We start from the raw sequence: 17,795 nt of genomic DNA, 5'->3' as shown, positions 1-17,795 counted from the left end.
CTCACGCTGCGCCATGGGTAGCCGCCGAGGCCCTCCTCTCAGGCCCTCGCCAGGCTCGCCAGCAGCCCTGCTTCCTGGAGTCGGCTGTAGGCCATGCGGACGTGAGCGGGCGTGAAGAGTCGGGCCTTTCGGCCGCTCCATGTTCGTACCCGTTCGGTCAGCTCATCGAGGTCGGCGGCTGGGGGGTGCAACTCGGCTGCGTAGTGCACCGTCGCCAGTAGCTCAAGGCTGTATGGTGCCTCAAAACCGTCGACAAGCTGCGCGAAGCGGTCTAGAAGCGCGTCCGGGGCGGGGTGTGCGGCAAACCAGACGGAAAGGTCGTCAGTCGCGCTGTCGACCAGTCTGATTGGCTGAAGCTCTTCGACCCTGGCCGACCGGTCGCCGAAACCGCTGAGGTAGTGCCCCTCGATCCGGTCGAGGACGTGGTTGAGGTTCTCCGCATAGGGGCCGTAGCGTCCGCGGCTGAATTCGAGGCGGAGTGGTTGGCCGAGCACCTGAAGAAAATAGGCGATCTTCTGGATCTCCAGCACGGTTACGCCGTCTCGTGGTTCTAGGGTCCGCGCTCGGTCGATGTAGCGTTCAATCGCGCGGAGAAGAGCGGCGCGGCCAGCAGTCAGCTCGGGCTTCTCGGTGGCCACCGGCATGTCGCCGGGGTCGGGCGCGCCTTCCGGGGGGAACAGCAGAACCCGGACCTCGGAGAGTTCGGCGAATGCCTGCTCGATCATGGGCCGGACCTCGGCCCAGTCGAGGCCGCCGTTGCCGCACCCGAGCGCGGGAACCGCTACCGAACTGATCTCCATCTGGCGCACCACGCGGACCAGGTCTGCCAGCCCTGCGCGGATGTCTTCGATGCGGGAGTTGGCGCGCCAGTGGCCCTTGGTCGGAAAGTTGATCACGTATCGTCGCGGACCGAGGCGGGCGGAGTCGAAGACGAACATTTCGCCCAACTTGACCTCCCGGGCCGCGCAAGCCGCCCGGTAGGCGTTGTAGTTGGCTGGGTAGGCACGCTTGAACTGAAGAGCGATGCCCTTGCCCATGACGCCCACCGTGTTGACCGTGTTCACGAGGGCATCCGCCTCGGCAGTCAGGAGGTTGCCGTGGTTGATGACGATCACTCACGCACCTCCCTTCGCTGGTATCCGCAGTACCAGTGCCCTCTGACATCAACGTACGCGTCGATGATGCCAGCAGCACGGAGGAGGTGGGTAAGCTGCGTCCCCCGCGACTCCGTCCGCACGACGTAACCGGTGACCAGGCTGAGGGGGAACTCGCGGTGGACCAACAACTCAGCCATGCGGCGCCGGGTCCGGTCTTGGTCCTCGGGGATGTTGTTCCAGTATTTTGCCCGCATCAACGGCCAGTCCACCAGTTCGGCCAGGTCACCGATGTTCCGAGAGAAGGTTGTCACGCCCGCTGCACAGTTGCCGTCACTCGCCACCCAGTTCAATCCTGCTCCGTGCACTCTGTCGATCGAACTCACCAGGTAGACGAGTGGATCGTCCCCGCCTGGGTAGCAGCCTGCCTTTCCGTCCCGGTGCTCGCATGAAATTCGGTACATCATCGGCGACAGGGGCGCGAAGTAGAACGGTACGTAGTCGGCGACGACGCCACCGGGGGGACAGGTGACCATGCGGGCCCGGCGGCCGGCTTTGATGTCAGCAGCCCCGACATCGGTCTTCAGTCGGGCGCCGACGGCATGGTCAGCAAGAAGCCGGCCAGCGGAGAGAATGCTCAGAAGGTTGTCGATGTGCGTGAAATGCATGATCTGCGCGCGTTCGGGCGTTACTAAAGGCACAGTTCAGTCCAACTCGCCCGGGTCGATGCGGGCCTTCACCTCCGCGTGTTCGGCGAGCAGGTAGAGCAGGTTCGAACCGTCGATCAGTTCCAAGGGCTTTCCGGAGGCGAACTCGTACGAAGCCGGGCCGTAGCCACTGGTGGTTACGAGGATGCCCTTGGATGCGCCCTCGTTCTGCAAGGCGCCAAACAGGTCGCGCACAGACGAGACGTCGACCGTGTTGCGGTAGCGCTTGGCCTGGATGACGACTTTGCCGCCGAAGATCGGCCGAGGGTCGAAAGCCACGCAGTCGACACCCCCATCTCGTGACGGTCGCGTCTGCTTGGTGTCCAGACCCATCCTGGCGAAGAGGTTCTGGATCAGGCTCTCGAACTCCGTCGGGGTGAGCTTGAGCAGGTTGGGACGCTGGTCAAGATCGGCAAGTACGTCGACCTCGTCGACGAAGCGTTTGTCGACCATGTCGAATTCCAGCACCGGCCGCACCGGTGCCAGCTCGGCGGGCCGCTTGGAGACCGAAGCGTTGAGATGTTGCAGGCAGGCCAGCGGGTCGACCAGTCTCAGATTCAGTTCGGTGAACGCCTCCCGGGTGGTCCGAAGCGTCACGAGACACGGCTGAACGGACGCGCCGGTCCTAGGATCGGTCGTGTCGACGATCCCGTTGAACACCACCGTCTCCACCAGCCTTGAGCGGTCTGCCTCGAACAACTCGTGCACTGTCCGCAACGTGACCTGGGCAACGAGATTCGCGTACCGCTCCTTGATCTCCTTTGCCGGCCGGGCGGCGGTGGTGATCTCGTCGCGGGACTTCACGTACCGGTACTCCCGGACGGCGGGAATCACATCCAAGGTCGGCAGGTGATACTCGACCACCAGTTGGCGGGACTCCGGCACGTACGCGAGTCGGTAATGCTGGGGAAAGTCGTCGGGATACACCGAGTTGCCCAGCACCATGCCGAAGTATTCCACTAAAGGATCGGGTTCCGCCGCCGCGACGGCCGCCGCGAACCGGTCGATCTCGGCGTTGTGCGCAGTGGCCTCCGCATCGACTTTGGCACAGTGTTGCTGGTAGCTCTGGTAGGCCGCCGATAGTCGACGCTGCCGGTCCGCCTCCGCTGCGGCATGCTGAGCCTGAGCATGCCCGAATGACTGCTGTGCCGCCGCCAACTGCTGTTGGTGCCGGGCCTGGCCGCCGAACAGTTTGCTCATGCCGGTGGGAGCGGGAGGAGCGAAACGGCGCCAATCAGGAGGCGGCAGCGGAACCCCGAGTGGGCCGGGTTCGAACGGTGGGTGCTTTGCGGACTTCCGCAGCCGGCGAAGATCGATATGGTCATCGACATCGAGGGTTGCCGCGAGGAGGCTGTCCAGCTCCTCGAGGTGCGCCTGGAGGTCCGCGTTGTCGGCGGCTACCTCCGCTGCACGCGCCTCCGCGTACAGCCGCTTACGCTCCCGCTCATTGGCTGCGTCGGCGCGCTGGGCGGCCTTCATCGCGCGGTCAGCCTCGCGGCGCATCTGCTGGTGATGACGGTAGGCGGCGGCTCGAGCCTGCTTCTGGGCGCGCACCTGCCGGGCATGCGCCCGTTGCATCTCCTTGAGGATGCCCACGGGTTGTTTTCCTCAGTGTTGGGGGATTGCGGAATCGACACCATAGCCATCGATCCGGACACTCGCCCGCTCTCAGGAGTTGAGTCAGGGACCGCTGGAGTTCATGTCGTCCACAAAGCTCCGGATGCGCCCTAGTTTCATGTCAGATCCCAGACAGACTTTCTGGTCCAGCGGCTGACTAGCCGCCCGTCAGCAGTGCATAGCTCTACTCTGTTGCTCAAGCGGCGATTGCGCGTGCAGCCGTATAGACGTCCACGGGAAGTGGTCGCGACAACTCCCACTCGATCCGCATCGGTCGCTCCCGGCTGTGTTCCCGGTAGGTCATCGGCCCGGCATACAGGTACGGCGGCGCACCCAGATCGCGGTCGGCAACCCGCGTTTCCCGCACGAACAGGTGCACCGTCGACCCCTGCGCGACGTGGTTGACGTACCGCCGTCCGGTCGGCGACGCCGCCGACGTGGTGCTCTGCGACTCCCACTGGAACAACCGATCGGTGATGGCTCGGTCCGCGTACATCGTCGTGGGGGAGTAGTGCTCCGCCGACTTGACCAGCGTGACGAAGAAAAGATCAGCCCGCTCGTCCGGCAACCACTTCACGCCCTCGCGCAGCGATCCCGGGTTCGCCATGCCGAACGCCGCGCACGCTTCGTTTCGGCTGTAGCGGGCGTGCACCCGCAGCGGCACCCGCTCCGAGGCCGGCCGCTCGGTGACGCGGTGAATCCGATCGCGCAGCACGTCGGCGACCTGCCGTAGCTCCGCGCAGCGCGCCGGCTCCGTCCGGAGTCGCTTGAGCCTGGCGTCGCGCTCGGTCAGCGGCACCGCCGGACCCCACAGGCTGAAATGCAGCATGTCGAGTAACCGCCCCGCTGCCGGCTGCTGACCGGCCGCTACTCGACCAATCAGGTCCAGCCGATCCATGTCGTCGACGTGCAGCATCCGCCCGATGGCCCGACCCAGGTCACGGTCGTCCGGGTCGCTGCCCGACGTGTCGAGCCCGGCCAAGCGACGCAGCCCGGCCCAACCACCGAGGGCCGCCGACCGGTAGACATCCTCGATCTCCAGGCCGGTTTCGTGCAGGAAGTCGGACAGGCTGACGTCGCCGAGTTGCCGCAGCTCCGCCACCAGCGCGTTCTTCGATGTGGGCAGCGCCGACTTCAGGTTGGCGAGCACGATGTCCTTCGCCACCCGGTCCAACTCGATGTGGCAGCCGCTGGGAAGGGACGGGAAGTCCTCCCGGACGGCGGATTCGACGGCCCGTCGACTGACCCCGGCCAGCGCCCGCCACCGCAGGTCGAAGCGGAAGTTGGCGTGTTGGCCGCCGATGAAGTCGAGGACGGTCAGGCACGGCTTGTCGTCGTCCAGCCGCAGTCCTCGACCGAGTTGTTGCAAGAAGATCGTGGCGCTCTCGGTGGGCCGCAGCATCAGGATCGTGTCGACCATCGGCAGGTCGACACCCTCGTTGAACAAGTCGACCGTGAACAGCACTCGCAGCTCCCGCTTCCGGAAGCGGTCGATCAGCGCGTGCCGCCCGGTGCGGTCAAGCGTCGACGTCACGGCCGCCGACGGCACGCCGTGGCGGGTGAACCAGTCAGCCATGAACTCGGCGTGCCCGATGCTGACGCAGAAACCGAGCGCCCGCATCCGCCCCACGTCGGCGATGCGGTCGACCGCCTGAAGAATGAGCCGCGCCCGAGCGTGGTTGCCGGTGTAGACGCCGTCCAGGTCGCCCTTGTCGTAGCCCTGCCCGCGCTTCCACCGCACCCGCGTGAGGTCCACCTCGTCGTGCAGCCCGAAGTATTGGAACGGCGCGAGCAACTGCCGCTCCAACGCCTCCCACAGGTGCAGCTCCACCGACGCGCGGCCGTCGAACCACCGCCGCACGTCGCCGCCGTCGCTGCGGTCGGGGGTCGCGGTCAGTCCCAGGAGTACGCGCGGCCGAAGCCGCTCCAACAGGCTCGTGTACGTCGGCGCTTCGGCGTGGTGGAACTCGTCGACGATCACCATGTCGTACGCCTCGGGGTCGATGTCCTGCCGGTGCAGCGACTGGATCGACGCGAATACGTGCTTCCAGCCGTCCGGCCGGTCGCCGCCCACCAGGGTTTCGCCGAACGTGCCGTCGCCCATCACCTGACGGAACACCGACCGGCTCTGCCGCAGGATCTGCTCCTGGTGCGCCACGAAGAGCAGCGAGTCGACCTGTCCCGCCCGCTGGAGCCGGCGGTAGTCCAGCGCCGCCACCACCGTCTTGCCGGTGCCGGTGGCCATCACCACCAGGTTCCGCCAGCGCCCGTGCACCAGTCGCTCGGCGTCGAGGTCGTTCAGCACCTCCTGCTGGTACGGGAACGGCCGCACGTCGAGGTTCGCGATCTCGGTCGGTGTCTCGCCGGCGCGCTCCCCGCGCAGCGCGACGCGCAGCCGCTCGGCGTCCTGCGCCGGGTCGTACGCCTCGAACGCCGAGTCATTCCAGTAATCGGCGAACGTGGCGTCGAACGTGTCGATAACGTGCGGCTGCTCCAGATTCGAGATGCGCACGTTCCACTCCACGCCGTCGATCAGCGCGGCCTTCGACAGATTGGACGAGCCGACGTACGCGGTGGTGGTGCCGTTGTTCCGCCGGAACAGCCACGCCTTGGCGTGCAGGCGGGTGGTCCGCGTCTCGTAGGAGACCTTGACCTCGGCGCCCAATTCCACGAGCCGGTCCAGGGCGCGCTGGTCGGTGGCGCCCAGGTAGGTGGTCGTGATGACGCGTACCCGGCCGCCTCGGTCGATCAGCTCCCTGATCGCCGGCTCGATGATGCGCAACCCGTGCCACTTGATGAAAGCGCAGAGCAGGTCGACCGCATCCGCCGACGCCATCTCGTGGCTGACCTCGTGCCCGATCCGCGGCTGGTGCCGACCGTTGACCAGCAGCGCGCCGGTGGAGAGCGGTGTGGCGGGGCGGATCGGAAAGACCGGCGCGGCCGGTGGGACGGGAGGGGCGGCGATGGCGTGCAGGAGGCGTTGGGCATCGGCCACCTGGTCGTCGGTGGTGACGGCACGAGGTTCGGCCTCAGCGATGTGCGCGGCGATACGGTTCGCCAGGTCCACCTGTCGGGCCAGCTTGTTCTCGCCGCCGCCGACCGCGAGCAACGCCCGCCGCGCGAGGGCCGCGAGGTGGCGAGCGAGTACGTCGTGCGAGTCGGCCGGGTCAAGCTTCTGGTCCTGGACAAGGGACCGATCAATGGCTTGAATCCGCGTCGACAATCTCTGCGTGATCAGGTGCTCGTAGATGCCCTGCTCAAGATCCCCCACGAAGGCAAACTAACCGCGATGCCTTTCATCCGGAAGCCGCTACAACCATGGAATCGCCAGGTATCGGTCGCTTCGCCCTTCCGATGTCTGATCTTCGACACCGGCCGCCCAGGCGGATGCGCGTCTCGGCAATGCCTAGGCAACGCTCGGCACGATTGATTTTGTGCGGACATCGAACAATGGCGCGTCGCGCCGGGCGGGTCTGAGCCGCCCGGCCATCTGCCATCCCCAGGAGTCGTACGCATGCTGCGCGGCAGTGTTGTCCGGCCGGACAAGTAATGTGGCGCGTTCTTCTCCACGGCTGCTCAGCAGTTCGTCGTGCAGGGCGCGCGCGATCCCCCGGCGCTGCCAGGCGCGCCGCACCAGCAACTCTGCGACGCCAAATGTCCTTCGACCGTTCTCCTCCGTGAAGCCGTCCGGCACCGGCCCTTCGATCCCCTCCCACCACCGGGTGTCCGCGCCCAGCGGGAACCCGTAGACGTATCCCACCAACTCGCCGCCGATCGACGCCGTCACCAAATCCCATCCCTGGCGGGGCATATGCGCCGCGAGCTGCTGCTCGTATCGGTCGGCCGTGTAGCGCGGTCCGTCGTCGGCGTGGGCGTCGAGATACACGTCCACGAGATCGCCGAGCATGCCCGCTGCCTGCGTGGCCGTGTGGTGGCGTAGCCGCAGGTCCTCCACCATCAGGCCATCGTCCCTTCGTAGGCGTCGATGAACTCCCGGGCCTCGGGCACCGTATGATGGGCGGCGAGGCCGGACCGCACCTCGGAGAGCACGCGTAGCGTCCGCCCGGAACGGACGTCCTGAAGCTCAGGCAGCACTGCCAACGCGGCGCGGGCCGCGCCGGGCACGTCACCCTCTCGTACCGAAGCGCGGGCGAGCTGTGCCGTGGAGTAGACCCGGTTACGTCGGTACCCGTCGACCGGGCTGGCGGTGATTGCCCGGAAGCAGGATGCGGCCCGGTCCGGCCGGTCGAGAGCGAGATAGGAGAGTCCGGTGATGGCCGTGACCTCCTGCTCGGTCACGAACGAGATGAAGGGCAGGTCGTCCTCGTGGCGGCCCTCTTCGAATGCCCGGCGTGCCTTGGTCATCTCCCGTTCGAATCCGAACGTGTCCCGGAGGATGGCGTGGGCATGCGCAGCACGAAGGTGGAGCAGAGTGGTCAGGCGTGGGGTGGTCCAGCCGGCGGCTGTTCGCAATGCTGCTTCGGCACAGTGCAGCGCTTCGACCGGCCGGTCTTCGCGAAGCAGTAGGGACATGCAGGTGAGGGCACGCACCTCGACGCGGGCATCGTCGGCGATGCGCGCCCGCGCGATGGCCTCGTTCAGGTATGGCCGCGCTTCGGAGCGGCGGTCCGCGTCGATGGCTAACCAGGCTGCCTGGATCGCCAGATGCGCCAGCGCACTTTGCAGCGCCTCGCCCACCGACCGGCTGTAATCGGCGTGCTCGGCCCAGGCGGACAGTCGTTGGTGCACCTGCATGGCGATGTCGCAGAGTGCATCCGCGCCCACGGCCGCGTCCGCCGAGCGGAACTGGTCCACGAGCGAGGCTGTGTACCGCACCTGTTCCATGCCGAGGTTCGGCGGCGGCTCCGAGTTCGCGGTGAGCAGGTCAAGGCCGGTGCTGGCCTGGATGCCGGCCAGCGCGGCCAGCGCGTGGAATTGACGGCGCTTCGTATGACCACCTTCTTCGATGCGTGCGCCGGACACCACTGTGGGCGCCGGCTGGCCGGGGAGAGCGAACCAGAGACGTGCCGGGGGGATTCCCAGCATCGAGGCCCAGTGCGCCAGCCGGTCCAGGTGCACCAGTGCCGGCCCGTTCTCGATCCGGCTCAACTGGGCCTGCGTGATCCCCAGCCACCCCGACACGACGCTCTGCGGCAGCGGATTCCGACCGTGGTACGGGTGGTGCCGGTACGCGCGGATGACCCTCCCCAGGTGCCGCGACGCGAGCGCCTGCCGCACCGGCTCGTGTTCCCAGAACGACTCCGGCACCACCGGCGGCGCGCTCAGCCTGTCCCGCTCGGCTGCTTGGCAGGGCGCGCAACGGCCGCTGTCGTTGTCGCGGGCCAGGCGTCCGCCGCAGCGGGGACAGTTCGTGTGTGTCACCGGCAACCTCGCTTGTCGCGGGTGGCTGTGTCCGAAATCGAGCCTAACCATTCAAACCGTTCCCCGGCGTGCCGGTATGCATCCCACGCATACCGCCAGGAGGAGAGGGGGCCGTAACCGTTCACATGCAGAGCGTGCATGCCGTCGACGATCACCAGGGAATACGGCCCTGCCCCACCAAGGCCGAGAGTCGACGCACGGCCCGGGGCGGGTGCTGGCTCCGGCGGTGCCGCGCCCCCGATCGCGGCTTGACCGCCGCTCCCGCCCGCCCCGGTGCCGCCACCCGACACCGCGACCCCGGAGGCGCCCACCGATGCCCGCCGCACCCGTCGACTTCCCCGACCTGACCCCGCTCGCCACCCAGGCCCCACAGACCGTGCGCCCCCCAGCGCCGGAAAGCCACCCCACGTCCGTCCCGTCCCCGTGCCCGGCGTACGCGGCCGGCGTAGGGCGGCTGTCGTGATCGACGAGACGGCGGGCCGGTTCTGGGCGGCAATGCAGGGCCGCTGCCCGGGTCAGCTGCCCGAGCGGGACGCCGCGCTGCTGCACGCCACCCTGCTGCGCCTGCTCGACGGCGGCGAAGACCGGTCGGCGCGACTGGCGTCGCTGCGGGTGCTCGGCTGCGCGTACCGCGATCTCGGTTGGCGGCCCTGGCACGCGACGGCGCTCGGCGGCGCGTTGCTGGCCGTGCCCGGTGTGCGCTGGCGGCGGGTGTGGCGGCTGGTCGAGCGGACCGCGGCCCGGGTGGGTGACGGCCCGGCCTGGTGGCCGGCCTACGTGGTCGACCACGACCGCGCCGCCGAGGGCGTCGCGGCGCTGACGGTACGCCCGTGGCGGCGGCTGCCGCACCGGCCCGGCCAGGCGGTGCCGGTGTGTACGCCCCGCCACCCTGGACGGTGGCGGTGGCTGTCGCCGGCCAACGCGCCGCGTGCGGACGGCACCGTCGAGTTCCATGTCCGCGCGGTGCCCGGCGGGTCCGTCTCCGGCAGCCTGGTCCATGAGGTACGCCCCGGCGAACTGCTCCACCTCGGCGCGCCCGCCGACTCCGGGCTGGAGTTGGTCGACGGAGAGGACGATCTGCTGCTGGTGGCCGGCGGCACCGGGCTGGCGCCGCTGCGGGCCCTGGTCGAACAGGTCGCCGGCGCAACGACCCGTCGGCGGGTGACGCTGATCGTCGGCGCACGCACCTTCGCCGACGTGTACGACGCGATCGCGTTGGACAAGCTCCAGCAGGCGTACGACTGGCTGCGGATCGTGCCGGCGTTCTCCGACGACCCGGACGCCGAGCCGGCCGAGCAGGGCACCGCGATCGGCCTGGCGATCCACCACCACCGGCCCGGTCAGCACGTGTACGCGTGCGGGCCGCCCGCCATGCTCGCCGCCGCCCGCCGCTGGCTGCCCATCGCCGGCGTGCCCGCCGACCGCCTGCACCTGCCCGCGCTCGCGCAGCGGGCACGATGAACGGCGGGAATCGACGCCACGAAGGTGCACTCCGCAATTGGCAGACGGAAAGAATCGGCGCTGGAAATTCCACCGGTGCGCTGAACGATTGCGCCACGGCAAAAATATCGGCATGGCGACAGGATGTGTCGGGTGCCACCCCTGGTGATCAGGGAAGACGCCTTCCTATTCTGGTTGGACGAAGGGATTCATCAATGTCCAGCGGGGGTGTGGAATGGCTTTTCCGCGTGCGTACCGAAGGATGGTGGCCGCCGTTCTCGGCGGCCTCCTGATCGTCGCCGGCGTTCCCCGGCCGGGGATGGCGGCGGTGAACCGCGAGATGACCGACTACCTGGCGGCGCACCCGGGCGGGATGCCGGTGAGCGCCAACGAGATCAGCTACGGCGACGGCGCGGTGCTGGTCACGCTGCGCGCACCCGTCGGCACCTACGCGCTGGCCGACTGCCCGTACGGCTGGTACTGCTTCTACGACCGGCCCAACTTCGGCTATCCGCGGGGCAAACTCTCCGACTGTGGCCGGCAGAACCTCGCAACCTGGCAGTGGCAGTTCCGGGTGGCGTCCGCGCACTACAATCTGTCGAGCGGATCGGTCACGTTCTACTACAACAGCACCGCGTTGTTCAGCGTCGGCGCCGGCAACCGGGTTCGTGCCGACGCCGCGCCCTATCGGGACTGGGCCAACTACGTCAACCGTCCCTGTTAGTCGGCTTCGGGTCGGCGCACGGTCGGTCGACGATGGTGTTGGTGCGCCCGCTGTCCAGGAACAGATAGGAAGCGAGCGTCTCGTTGCCGGCGCCGATCTTCTCGTGACTGAGCAGTCGGCCGGTCTTCTCGTCGAACTGCAACACCTCCTGCTGGCCCTCCCCGTTGAAGGCGCTGATCGCGTACCCGTCCCGGCCGGCGCGATCGGGGTAGCTGCCGCCGTCGATGATGCCCTCGGTCTCGGCGAGCAGCCGCAGCAGCGTCGCCCGCTGCGGCGCTGAGAGCGGCCAGAACCGGTGCATCTCGGCGACCAGTTCCAGCAGGCCGGCCGCGCTGCGCAGCTCCGGCGGGCGCCCGGCCAGCAGGCTCGTGACCTGCGCGCGCAGCTCGGCCAGATCCGCCGACGGTGGCGGCGGCACCTCGTTCAGCTCGTTCGGGCCGAGCGGGGAGACCTTCGCCCGGGACCGCCGACCGTGGTCGACGGCTTGGACGGTGCGCCGGCCGGTGCCCTCCCGGGTCCACCAGAGCCGCTCCTCGCGGAACCGCTCCGGCCGATCCGAGTGCGACTCGAGGTCGTCCGGCGACCACACCCGCAGGCAGATGTGGGCGTACCAGCCCCGGCTCGGCGGCTCCGACCGCTGCGCCACCCGGGCGGCGATCCGGCCGAGCTGCACGCCCGGGCCGACCGGCGCGAACGGCGTGCCCGCGCGATCGTCGTCGCGGCTGGTCGGCGGCGTCTCGGTCCGGTTGGACGGCATCGCCGTCGGCCGGATGCTCCGGTCGGATACGCCTGCTCCCGCCAGCACCGGCACGAGGCTGATGCCGAGCGCGACGAGAGTCGCCGGGGCGGCGATCCGACGCCAGCCGCCGTTTCCGGCCGGGCCGGCCGGCGCCCGCCGCCCGACGCGGGAGCGCCACCGTCCGCCGGTCCGATCCGCCGCGGCGTTCCGGTTGCGCAGGTGGGGCGTCAGCCGGGCCTGCCCCGCATCCATGGCGGGCACCGCGTTGCGCGGCAGGGTCGGCGTGGCGCGGTGCCGCCCCGGGGCGTGCCCCGAGCCGGGAAGCTGGTCCCAGCCGGAGGGCCGGGACGTGTCGAGCCGTCCGGGCGACGGCGCGCCGGTGCCGGCGGCCGGCGGCGTCACCGTGCGGTGGTGCTCCTCGCGGTGCGCCTCCACCAGGTACGCGGCCAGTCGGAAGCACCACCGGGCACCGTCCGGGCTGACGTTGTCGTAGGTGGCGGCGGCGAGCGCGTGGGCGACCATCGACAGCCGGAACTGCGTACGCCACTCCGGACGCCAGTTGCCGTCGTCGGCGTACGCCGTTCCGGCCTCGTGCGTGAGCCGCACGATGTCGGCCAGGGCCCGGGGCAGTTGGCTCGGTGCGGGCTTGTCCGGCCGGACCAGGTAGCGCAGGAGAGCCTCCGCCTGCCGGGGCGGCAGGCCGGGCGGCCACGCCCCGTCCGGGCCGGGTCGTGGCGCCACCCACCGCAGGACCATGGACATCAGGATGGCGCCGAGGTCGCGGGCCAGCGACGCCCGGCTTTCGTACGACTCGAAGTCGATCAGGTAGAACGTGCGCGGGCGGGGGATGCCGTCGACGGTCGCCGGGATCAGCACGTTGCCGCCATGGAGGTCGCCGTGCGAACGCCCGACCAGGTAGCGGACGCGGAGTTCGCCGAAGAGTCCGCCCGGCTCGGCCAGCCGCAACGGATTCGGCAGCACCCGGCCGTCGATGTCCACCCAGTCCCCGTCCAGATCGCCGAGCCCGAGCTGGGCGGCGGCCGGGCGGATCGCCCCGAGCGCCTTCGCCGCCGTCAGTTCGCGCTCGACGTACTTTCGCACCGTGGTGGAGGTGGTGGACGGCCCGCCGGCTCCGGCCGGGCGGTTCCAGTCCGTCGGCAGGGCGGTGACCACCTTGCGGTACGCCGTGACGAGGAGGTCGTCGTCCTCGATCTCGTCCAGGGCGACCACCGGGTCACCGCCGTTGGCGACGTCCTGGAAGGAGAGGTGACGACCGTCGCTCACCCACTGCCAGCCGTGGTGCTCCTTGACCATGTGCCGCTTGGCGAAGCCGCCTCCCTCCGCCTTCGCCAGCGTGTGCCGGCCGGACTCGGGTGATCCGTGCCCGCCCACCGGGTGCACCTTGACCAGTTTCTTGCGGTCGCCGGTGAGCCCCGGGCCGGTCGGGCTCTCCACGCTGATGGTGAACAGATAGGCGGCGGTGTAACCGTGCTGGGGTTCCTCCTGTGGCAGCACCTCGGCGGTGCCGCCCTTGCTGGCCGCCCACTCCCGCAGTGCCGCCAGCACGGGCGCGTCCTCCCGGAGCCACGCCGGTGTGTCGTCGAGACCTTCGTCCATCGTGGTCGTTGTGCTTTCTGGTGATGAGGGGTGTGGTCGGGACTGAGTCCCGGATCAACGTACCGGAGTCCGACCAAAGTGCCCAGTACCTCGCGGGTCGGTACGAAGCCGTACTTATCGGTAGTTCAGTGATCACGTTAAGGTGTGATCAAGACGCGGACAGTAACATCTAGTGGCTTGGATGTACGATCGGGGCGGCGGACCGGGAGGTTGACGTGACGGACCGGACTGATTCCCTGCTCAGGCGTCAGGTCGACCCGGCCATGATGTCGCTGCTGCGGGCCATGTCGGTCTGCCACTCCCGCGCCCAACGCCTCGACGCGCTGCGCACCACGGTCTCCGTCGTCATCGCCGGCGCCGGCGCGACCGTCGCCTTCACCGGCGTGTCGGCCACCGCCGTCACCGCGCTCGGCGCGCTCTGGGCCGTGGTCAACGCGCTCGGGCTCGCCTCCTGGTCACGCGGGCAGCTCCGGCGGGCCGCCACCATCCAGGAGATGTTCGACGTCGACCTGTTCCGCCTACCGTGGAACGCGGTGGCGGCCGGCGACCGGGTCGCCGCGCACGAGATCAGCCGGCTCGACCGCGCGTTCCGGGGCACCGAACGCTACCTGCGTGACTACTACGAGATCCCGGAACTGCCCGCACCGTACGACGTCCTCGCCTGCCAGCAGCAGAGCCTCGGCTGGGGCGCGCGGCTGCGCCGCCGCTACGCGTACACCGTGCTCGTCGCGGTGGCGACCTGGACGGCGGTCGGCGTCGGCTACGGGGTGCTCGCCGGCCTGACCGTGGCGCACCTGCTGCTCGCCTGGTTCGTGCCGTCGCTCGGCGCGCTGCTGCTCGGCGTCGAGATCTACCGGGGGCAGCGCGAGATCGCGGTCGAACGCGACCGGGCCATGGCCATCGTCGAGGGCCACATCGCCTCGGCCGTCCGCGATCCGGCCGCTGACGCGGGTGACCTGCTCACGGTGGCCCGTCAGGTGCAGGACCTGCTCTTCCACAGCCGCTGCACCCAGCCCCGCGTGCCGAACTGGTTCTTCCGGCGGTTCCACGCCGCGGACCGGGTCGACTTCCAGTCCACGATGGCCGGCCTCGGGCAGGTGCTGCACGCGCCCGCACCCGTGGCGCGACTGGACGGGTGAGCACGGGGCCGCGCGGAGCGCCCGACGCCGGTACCGTCCCTCGGGTGCCGCACACCGAAGACCCGCTGGCCGGGTTCACGCCGGCCCGGGCGTACACGAAGGATGTCGTCGCCGACGCGCCCGCCGCACCCGGCGTGCACCTGGTGCTCGACGGCGGCGTGGTCGCCTACGTCGGCCGCACCGGCAACCTGCGCGCCCGGCTGCGGCAGCACCTCACCGGCAACCGCGACTCGTCGGTGCTGCACGAGCAGGTCGGCCAGCTCCTCGACACGCCGGGCCGCGCCGCGACCCGCGACGACATCGCCGGGTGGCTGGGGCGGTGCGAGGTCCGCTGGCAGGAGACCGACAACCCCGAGGGTACGAAGGAAGCGCTGGTGCTGGCGCTGCGTCCCCGTTTCAACCGTCAGGTGCCCCGGCCCCGCTGATTTTGGGCCGCGCGCAGTGCGTCGACCACCACCGCCCATCGGCTCGGCGTCATCTCGTCCGGGGACCGCAGCACGTCCCCGTCGTGCACCACCACCCCCGCCTCCCGCAACAGCCTCAAATTGGGCGCATAGGCGGGGTGCGCGGCCAGCGCGGCGTTCACCCGGGGAAAGACGTGGATCGGCAGCCCGGTGCCGAGCAGTTCGTTGAGGATGCCCAACGCCAGCGTGTCGCTCGCGCCGGCCGCCCACTTGTTCAGCGTGTTGAACGTGGCCGGCACGACCGCGGCGGCGTCGGCGGGCGGGTGCGGCTCGGGGTCGCCCGGCCGGCGCCACTCGACACGGACCGGATGACCGGTCTGCGCGGCGAGCGCGTCGCGGTCGAGCCAGCTTGCCGCGATCGGGGTGGCGATGAGGCAGACCCGCCACCCGTCGGCGGCGAGCAGGTCGGCGAGTTCGCCGATCCGCTGGGCCGGGGGAGCGGCGCAGACGACGAGGTGGAGCACCGGCGCGTCACTCATGGCCCTCAGTCTTACCCGGAAACGGCCCCGCCCGAGCACCGTTGCGGCGCTCGGGCGGGGCGAGGTGTTAAGCGGGGACCCTTCCTATACCGGATCCGTTAGGAGGGGGCCCCGCCTTTCTGGGTCACGCCGTTGACCTTGAGGGTGTACGGGGCGTACTGCTGGACCTGCTCGGTGGGCTCGTCGTAGGCGACCACGGCGACCACCTTCGGGAAGAGCGCGAGCAGCGCGAGCTGCGCCCGGTTGAGCGTCAGGCTCGACTTGCCGTTGAACTCGAACTGCCAGGCCAGCGAGTGCTTCTCGTCCAGGCCGATGAGCCGCACGTTCCAGTTGTGCACCGCGATCGGCTTGATCTCGGTGGGCGAGTCGAACGCGGCGAGGCTGCTGCCGTCGCTGACCGTGGTGCCGCCGAGCGTGACGTCGTCGACGAGCAGGCCGCCCTCGTTGACGCCGCCGTCACTGACGTAGCGGAAGCCGAGCAGGATGTTCTTGCCGGCGTACGCGGACAGGTCGAAGCTGTGCGGCTCGAAGCCGTCGGTGGTGCCGTTGAGCGCCGGGCCGAGCGGACCGTCGGTGGTCTTGTCGCCGGCGACCGCGGTGTAGGTGGCGCCGCCGTCGGTGGAGACCACCACGTAGCCGTAGTCGAAGCCGACCTCCGCGCCGTACTTGGCGAGGAAGCGCAGCGTCGGGTCGGCGGTCGGCACGGTGACCGGGGTGACCGCGGCGGCGTCGGTGTTGTCGGCGTTGCCGGAGAACAGCACCGGGTTGCCGGCGCGGTCCGGGTCGTTCGTCACGACGGTCCAGGCCAGCGGCAGCGACGGCAGCGTCTTCGCGCCCTGGAACGACAGCGACCGCAGGTCACGGCCGCGCAGCACGGTGCCGTCGGCCTTGGCCAGCGGGACGTAGTCGGCGCCGTTGGGTGCCGCGCCGGGCGTGGCGTACGCGGCCGGGTTGGCCAGGTTGACGGTGGAGCGCAGGCTCTTCGTGGTCACCCGGCTCTTCGGTACGCCGAGCATGATGCCCGTACGCGACTCCCCGACGATCTTGTCGACCAGCGTCATGGTCTGGTAGTCGTGGATCACCTGGTACATGTTCTTCGCGCCCTCGGCCTTGAGCGCGGCGTCCAGGCTGGCCAGTCCTTGCAGGTCGGCGTCGTTGTGCAGCCGGTGCACGATGTCGTTGCCGTAGCGGTCGTACAGGAACTGGATGAACGCGTACGCGTTGCCGTAGTCGGCGAGCACCGCGTTCGGGTTCGGGCTCTCGCCCCACAGGTTCAGCGAGTTCTCCGGGCCGCCGCAGTCGCGCGGGTTGGCGTTGTACGGCGTCTGCACCGTGCCGAAGCCCTGCTGGCAGTAGAGGTGGCTGTCCGCGCCCCGGTCGAAGACGGTGGCCTTCGTGTCCACGTACCCGGTGAGCGTCTGGGCGAAGTCGGAGAGGCCCTCGTTCATCCAGGTGGTCTCGAACGGGTCGCTGTAGTAGTGCGCCAGGTGCTGCCACTCGTGCGCGAACGTACCCTCGTAGCTGAACGGGCGGGCCGGGCGGCTGGTGCACAGGTCGCCGGTCGGCTCGTCCGGCGGGTTCGCGCCGGTGCGGTGCAGCCAGTCGAACGCGTCGACGGTCATCACGTTCCGGTCGAACAGCTCGTTGAGCTGCGCCGAGAAGAAGCCGGCGATGTAGGTCGGGGCGGCCGGGAAGTCGTAGAAGTTGTCGTCCCGGACGTTGTCGATCAGGGTGACCGTCTTGTTGCCGCCGCCGGTGTAGTCGCCGCCGTTGCCCTGGGCGTCCGGCGGGATCTGGGCGTTGCTGCCGTCGCGGTCCGGTGGCCGGCTGAACGCCACCGTCTCCTTCGGGTACATGTTCGTGTCGAACTCGTGCACGAAGCTCTGCACCTGCGCGTCGGTGATCTGCGTCGACGTGGGGATCTGGTTGCGGCAGTCGTCGGCCGGGAAGGCGATGTCGTTGGCGACCCACACCTCGACGTTGTCGCCGACGCCGCGCAGCGTGTAGTCCTTGCGGTAGTAGCTGCCCTGGAAGTCGTCCATGCCGAGCCACTGCCGGACGGTGCCGACCGGCGGGGTCGGCGCCGCGGCGGCCTTCGAGCGGGCCTGGGCGCGCTTCTGGTAGCGGGCCGGGGTCTTGACCGGCTTGCCGTCGAGCGTGAAGTCCTTGCGGGTCAGCTCGCGGGTGTCGTCGGTGGCCGGCGTGGCCTTGACGGGCGTGGCCTGGGCGGGCGCGGCGGATGCGGCCGTCGCGGGCAGGACGCCGAGGAACGGTAGGACGAGTGCGATGGCTGCGGTACCGGCGATCCGGCTGCGTGCCATTGGCCCCCCTTGTCGGGTGTGCGGAATCCGGCCGACGGGGTCACCGTCGCGTGTGCCGGAGAGACATTCACG

General features: G+C 69.6%; 13 protein-coding genes. 4 read left to right on the top strand and 9 right to left on the bottom strand.

The features are described 5' to 3' along the window. Positions 1-38: 38 nt before the first annotated feature. The 6 genes from darG to ACZ6O5_RS09335 all read right to left on the bottom strand — a co-directional run bounded on the left by darG (position 39) and on the right by ACZ6O5_RS09335 (position 8,800). The gene (gene darG, locus ACZ6O5_RS09360) at positions 39-1,115 is read right to left on the bottom strand and encodes a type II toxin-antitoxin system antitoxin DNA ADP-ribosyl glycohydrolase DarG (protein ID WP_465975745.1); all 1,077 of its coding nucleotides are present in this window, start codon (positions 1,113-1,115) and stop codon (positions 39-41) included. Continuing rightward, on the bottom strand, positions 1,112-1,762 hold the full coding sequence (gene darT, locus ACZ6O5_RS09355; protein ID WP_465975744.1) for a type II toxin-antitoxin system toxin DNA ADP-ribosyl transferase DarT: 651 nt from the start codon (positions 1,760-1,762) through the stop codon (positions 1,112-1,114). The genes darG and darT overlap by 4 nt, the downstream gene beginning before the upstream one ends. A 36-nt stretch (positions 1,763-1,798) precedes the next feature. Further along, positions 1,799-3,397, bottom strand: a complete 1,599-nt coding sequence (locus tag ACZ6O5_RS09350) for a restriction endonuclease (protein WP_465975742.1) — start codon at positions 3,395-3,397, stop codon at positions 1,799-1,801. A gap of 217 nt (positions 3,398-3,614) precedes the next feature. Further along, a complete protein-coding gene (locus tag ACZ6O5_RS09345; RefSeq protein ID WP_465975741.1) occupies positions 3,615-6,689 on the bottom strand; it encodes a DEAD/DEAH box helicase in 3,075 nt (1,024 codons plus the stop codon). A gap of 135 nt (positions 6,690-6,824) precedes the next feature. Then, positions 6,825-7,376 carry a GNAT family N-acetyltransferase gene (locus ACZ6O5_RS09340; RefSeq protein WP_465975739.1) on the bottom strand — a complete coding sequence of 184 codons (552 nt, stop codon included), beginning with the start codon at positions 7,374-7,376 and terminating at the stop codon, positions 6,825-6,827. After that, positions 7,376-8,800 carry a helix-turn-helix domain-containing protein gene (locus tag ACZ6O5_RS09335; RefSeq protein ID WP_465975737.1) on the bottom strand — a complete coding sequence of 475 codons (1,425 nt, stop codon included), beginning with the start codon at positions 8,798-8,800 and terminating at the stop codon, positions 7,376-7,378. The genes ACZ6O5_RS09340 and ACZ6O5_RS09335 overlap by 1 nt, the downstream gene beginning before the upstream one ends. Before the next feature lie 459 nt (positions 8,801-9,259). Between ACZ6O5_RS09335 and ACZ6O5_RS09330 the strand changes: the two genes are divergently transcribed. Together ACZ6O5_RS09330 and ACZ6O5_RS09325 are read left to right on the top strand one after the other, a co-directional pair. Continuing rightward, positions 9,260-10,261 (top strand): FAD-binding oxidoreductase, encoded by a 1,002-nt coding sequence (locus ACZ6O5_RS09330; protein WP_465975736.1) that lies wholly within the window; start codon positions 9,260-9,262, stop codon positions 10,259-10,261. A gap of 214 nt (positions 10,262-10,475) precedes the next feature. Continuing rightward, positions 10,476-10,964, top strand: coding sequence for a hypothetical protein (locus tag ACZ6O5_RS09325; protein WP_465975734.1), 489 nt, complete (start codon positions 10,476-10,478; stop codon positions 10,962-10,964). Here ACZ6O5_RS09325 and ACZ6O5_RS09320 read toward each other — a convergent pair. Continuing rightward, on the bottom strand, positions 10,948-13,320 hold the full coding sequence (locus ACZ6O5_RS09320; RefSeq protein ID WP_465975732.1) for a hypothetical protein: 2,373 nt from the start codon (positions 13,318-13,320) through the stop codon (positions 10,948-10,950). The two genes, ACZ6O5_RS09325 and ACZ6O5_RS09320, sit on opposite strands and share 17 nt — an antisense overlap. 215 nt (positions 13,321-13,535) lie before the next feature. Here ACZ6O5_RS09320 and ACZ6O5_RS09315 point away from each other — a divergent pair, with 215 nt between their 5' ends. Both ACZ6O5_RS09315 and ACZ6O5_RS09310 read left to right on the top strand, forming a co-directional pair. Beyond that, positions 13,536-14,459: an S-4TM family putative pore-forming effector gene (locus ACZ6O5_RS09315; protein WP_465975730.1), complete on the top strand. Its 924-nt coding sequence runs from the start codon at positions 13,536-13,538 to the stop codon at positions 14,457-14,459. 44 nt (positions 14,460-14,503) lie between these two features. After that, a complete protein-coding gene (locus ACZ6O5_RS09310) occupies positions 14,504-14,884 on the top strand; it encodes a GIY-YIG nuclease family protein (protein WP_465975728.1) in 381 nt (126 codons plus the stop codon). On the opposite strand, the gene ACZ6O5_RS09305 is transcribed toward ACZ6O5_RS09310, so the two are convergent. Together ACZ6O5_RS09305 and ACZ6O5_RS09300 are read right to left on the bottom strand one after the other, a co-directional pair. Continuing rightward, positions 14,863-15,402 (bottom strand): flavoprotein, encoded by a 540-nt coding sequence (locus ACZ6O5_RS09305; protein WP_465975726.1) that lies wholly within the window; start codon positions 15,400-15,402, stop codon positions 14,863-14,865. The genes ACZ6O5_RS09310 and ACZ6O5_RS09305 overlap by 22 nt on opposite strands. Before the next feature lie 98 nt (positions 15,403-15,500). Continuing rightward, on the bottom strand, positions 15,501-17,723 hold the full coding sequence (locus ACZ6O5_RS09300) for a choice-of-anchor J domain-containing protein (RefSeq protein ID WP_465975724.1): 2,223 nt from the start codon (positions 17,721-17,723) through the stop codon (positions 15,501-15,503). Between the last annotated feature and the right edge of the window lie 72 nt (positions 17,724-17,795).

The organism is Micromonospora sp. NPDC049201, assembly GCF_055586805.1.
The sequence above is the reverse complement of the archived record's forward strand: the minus strand, read 5'-3'. Positions and strand labels throughout refer to the sequence as shown.

Excerpts from the sequence above, each read along its gene's own strand:
- darT (WP_465975744.1), bottom strand. The coding sequence starts at position 1,762 with ATGCATTTCACGCACATCGACAACCTTCTGAGCATTCTCTCCGCTGGC.
- ACZ6O5_RS09340 (WP_465975739.1), bottom strand. The coding sequence starts at position 7,376 with ATGGTGGAGGACCTGCGGCTACGCCACCACACGGCCACGCAGGCAGCG.
- ACZ6O5_RS09325 (WP_465975734.1), top strand. The coding sequence starts at position 10,476 with ATGGCTTTTCCGCGTGCGTACCGAAGGATGGTGGCCGCCGTTCTCGGC.
- ACZ6O5_RS09320 (WP_465975732.1), bottom strand. The coding sequence starts at position 13,320 with ATGGACGAAGGTCTCGACGACACACCGGCGTGGCTCCGGGAGGACGCG.
- ACZ6O5_RS09305 (WP_465975726.1), bottom strand. The coding sequence starts at position 15,402 with ATGAGTGACGCGCCGGTGCTCCACCTCGTCGTCTGCGCCGCTCCCCCG.
- ACZ6O5_RS09300 (WP_465975724.1), bottom strand. The coding sequence starts at position 17,723 with ATGGCACGCAGCCGGATCGCCGGTACCGCAGCCATCGCACTCGTCCTA.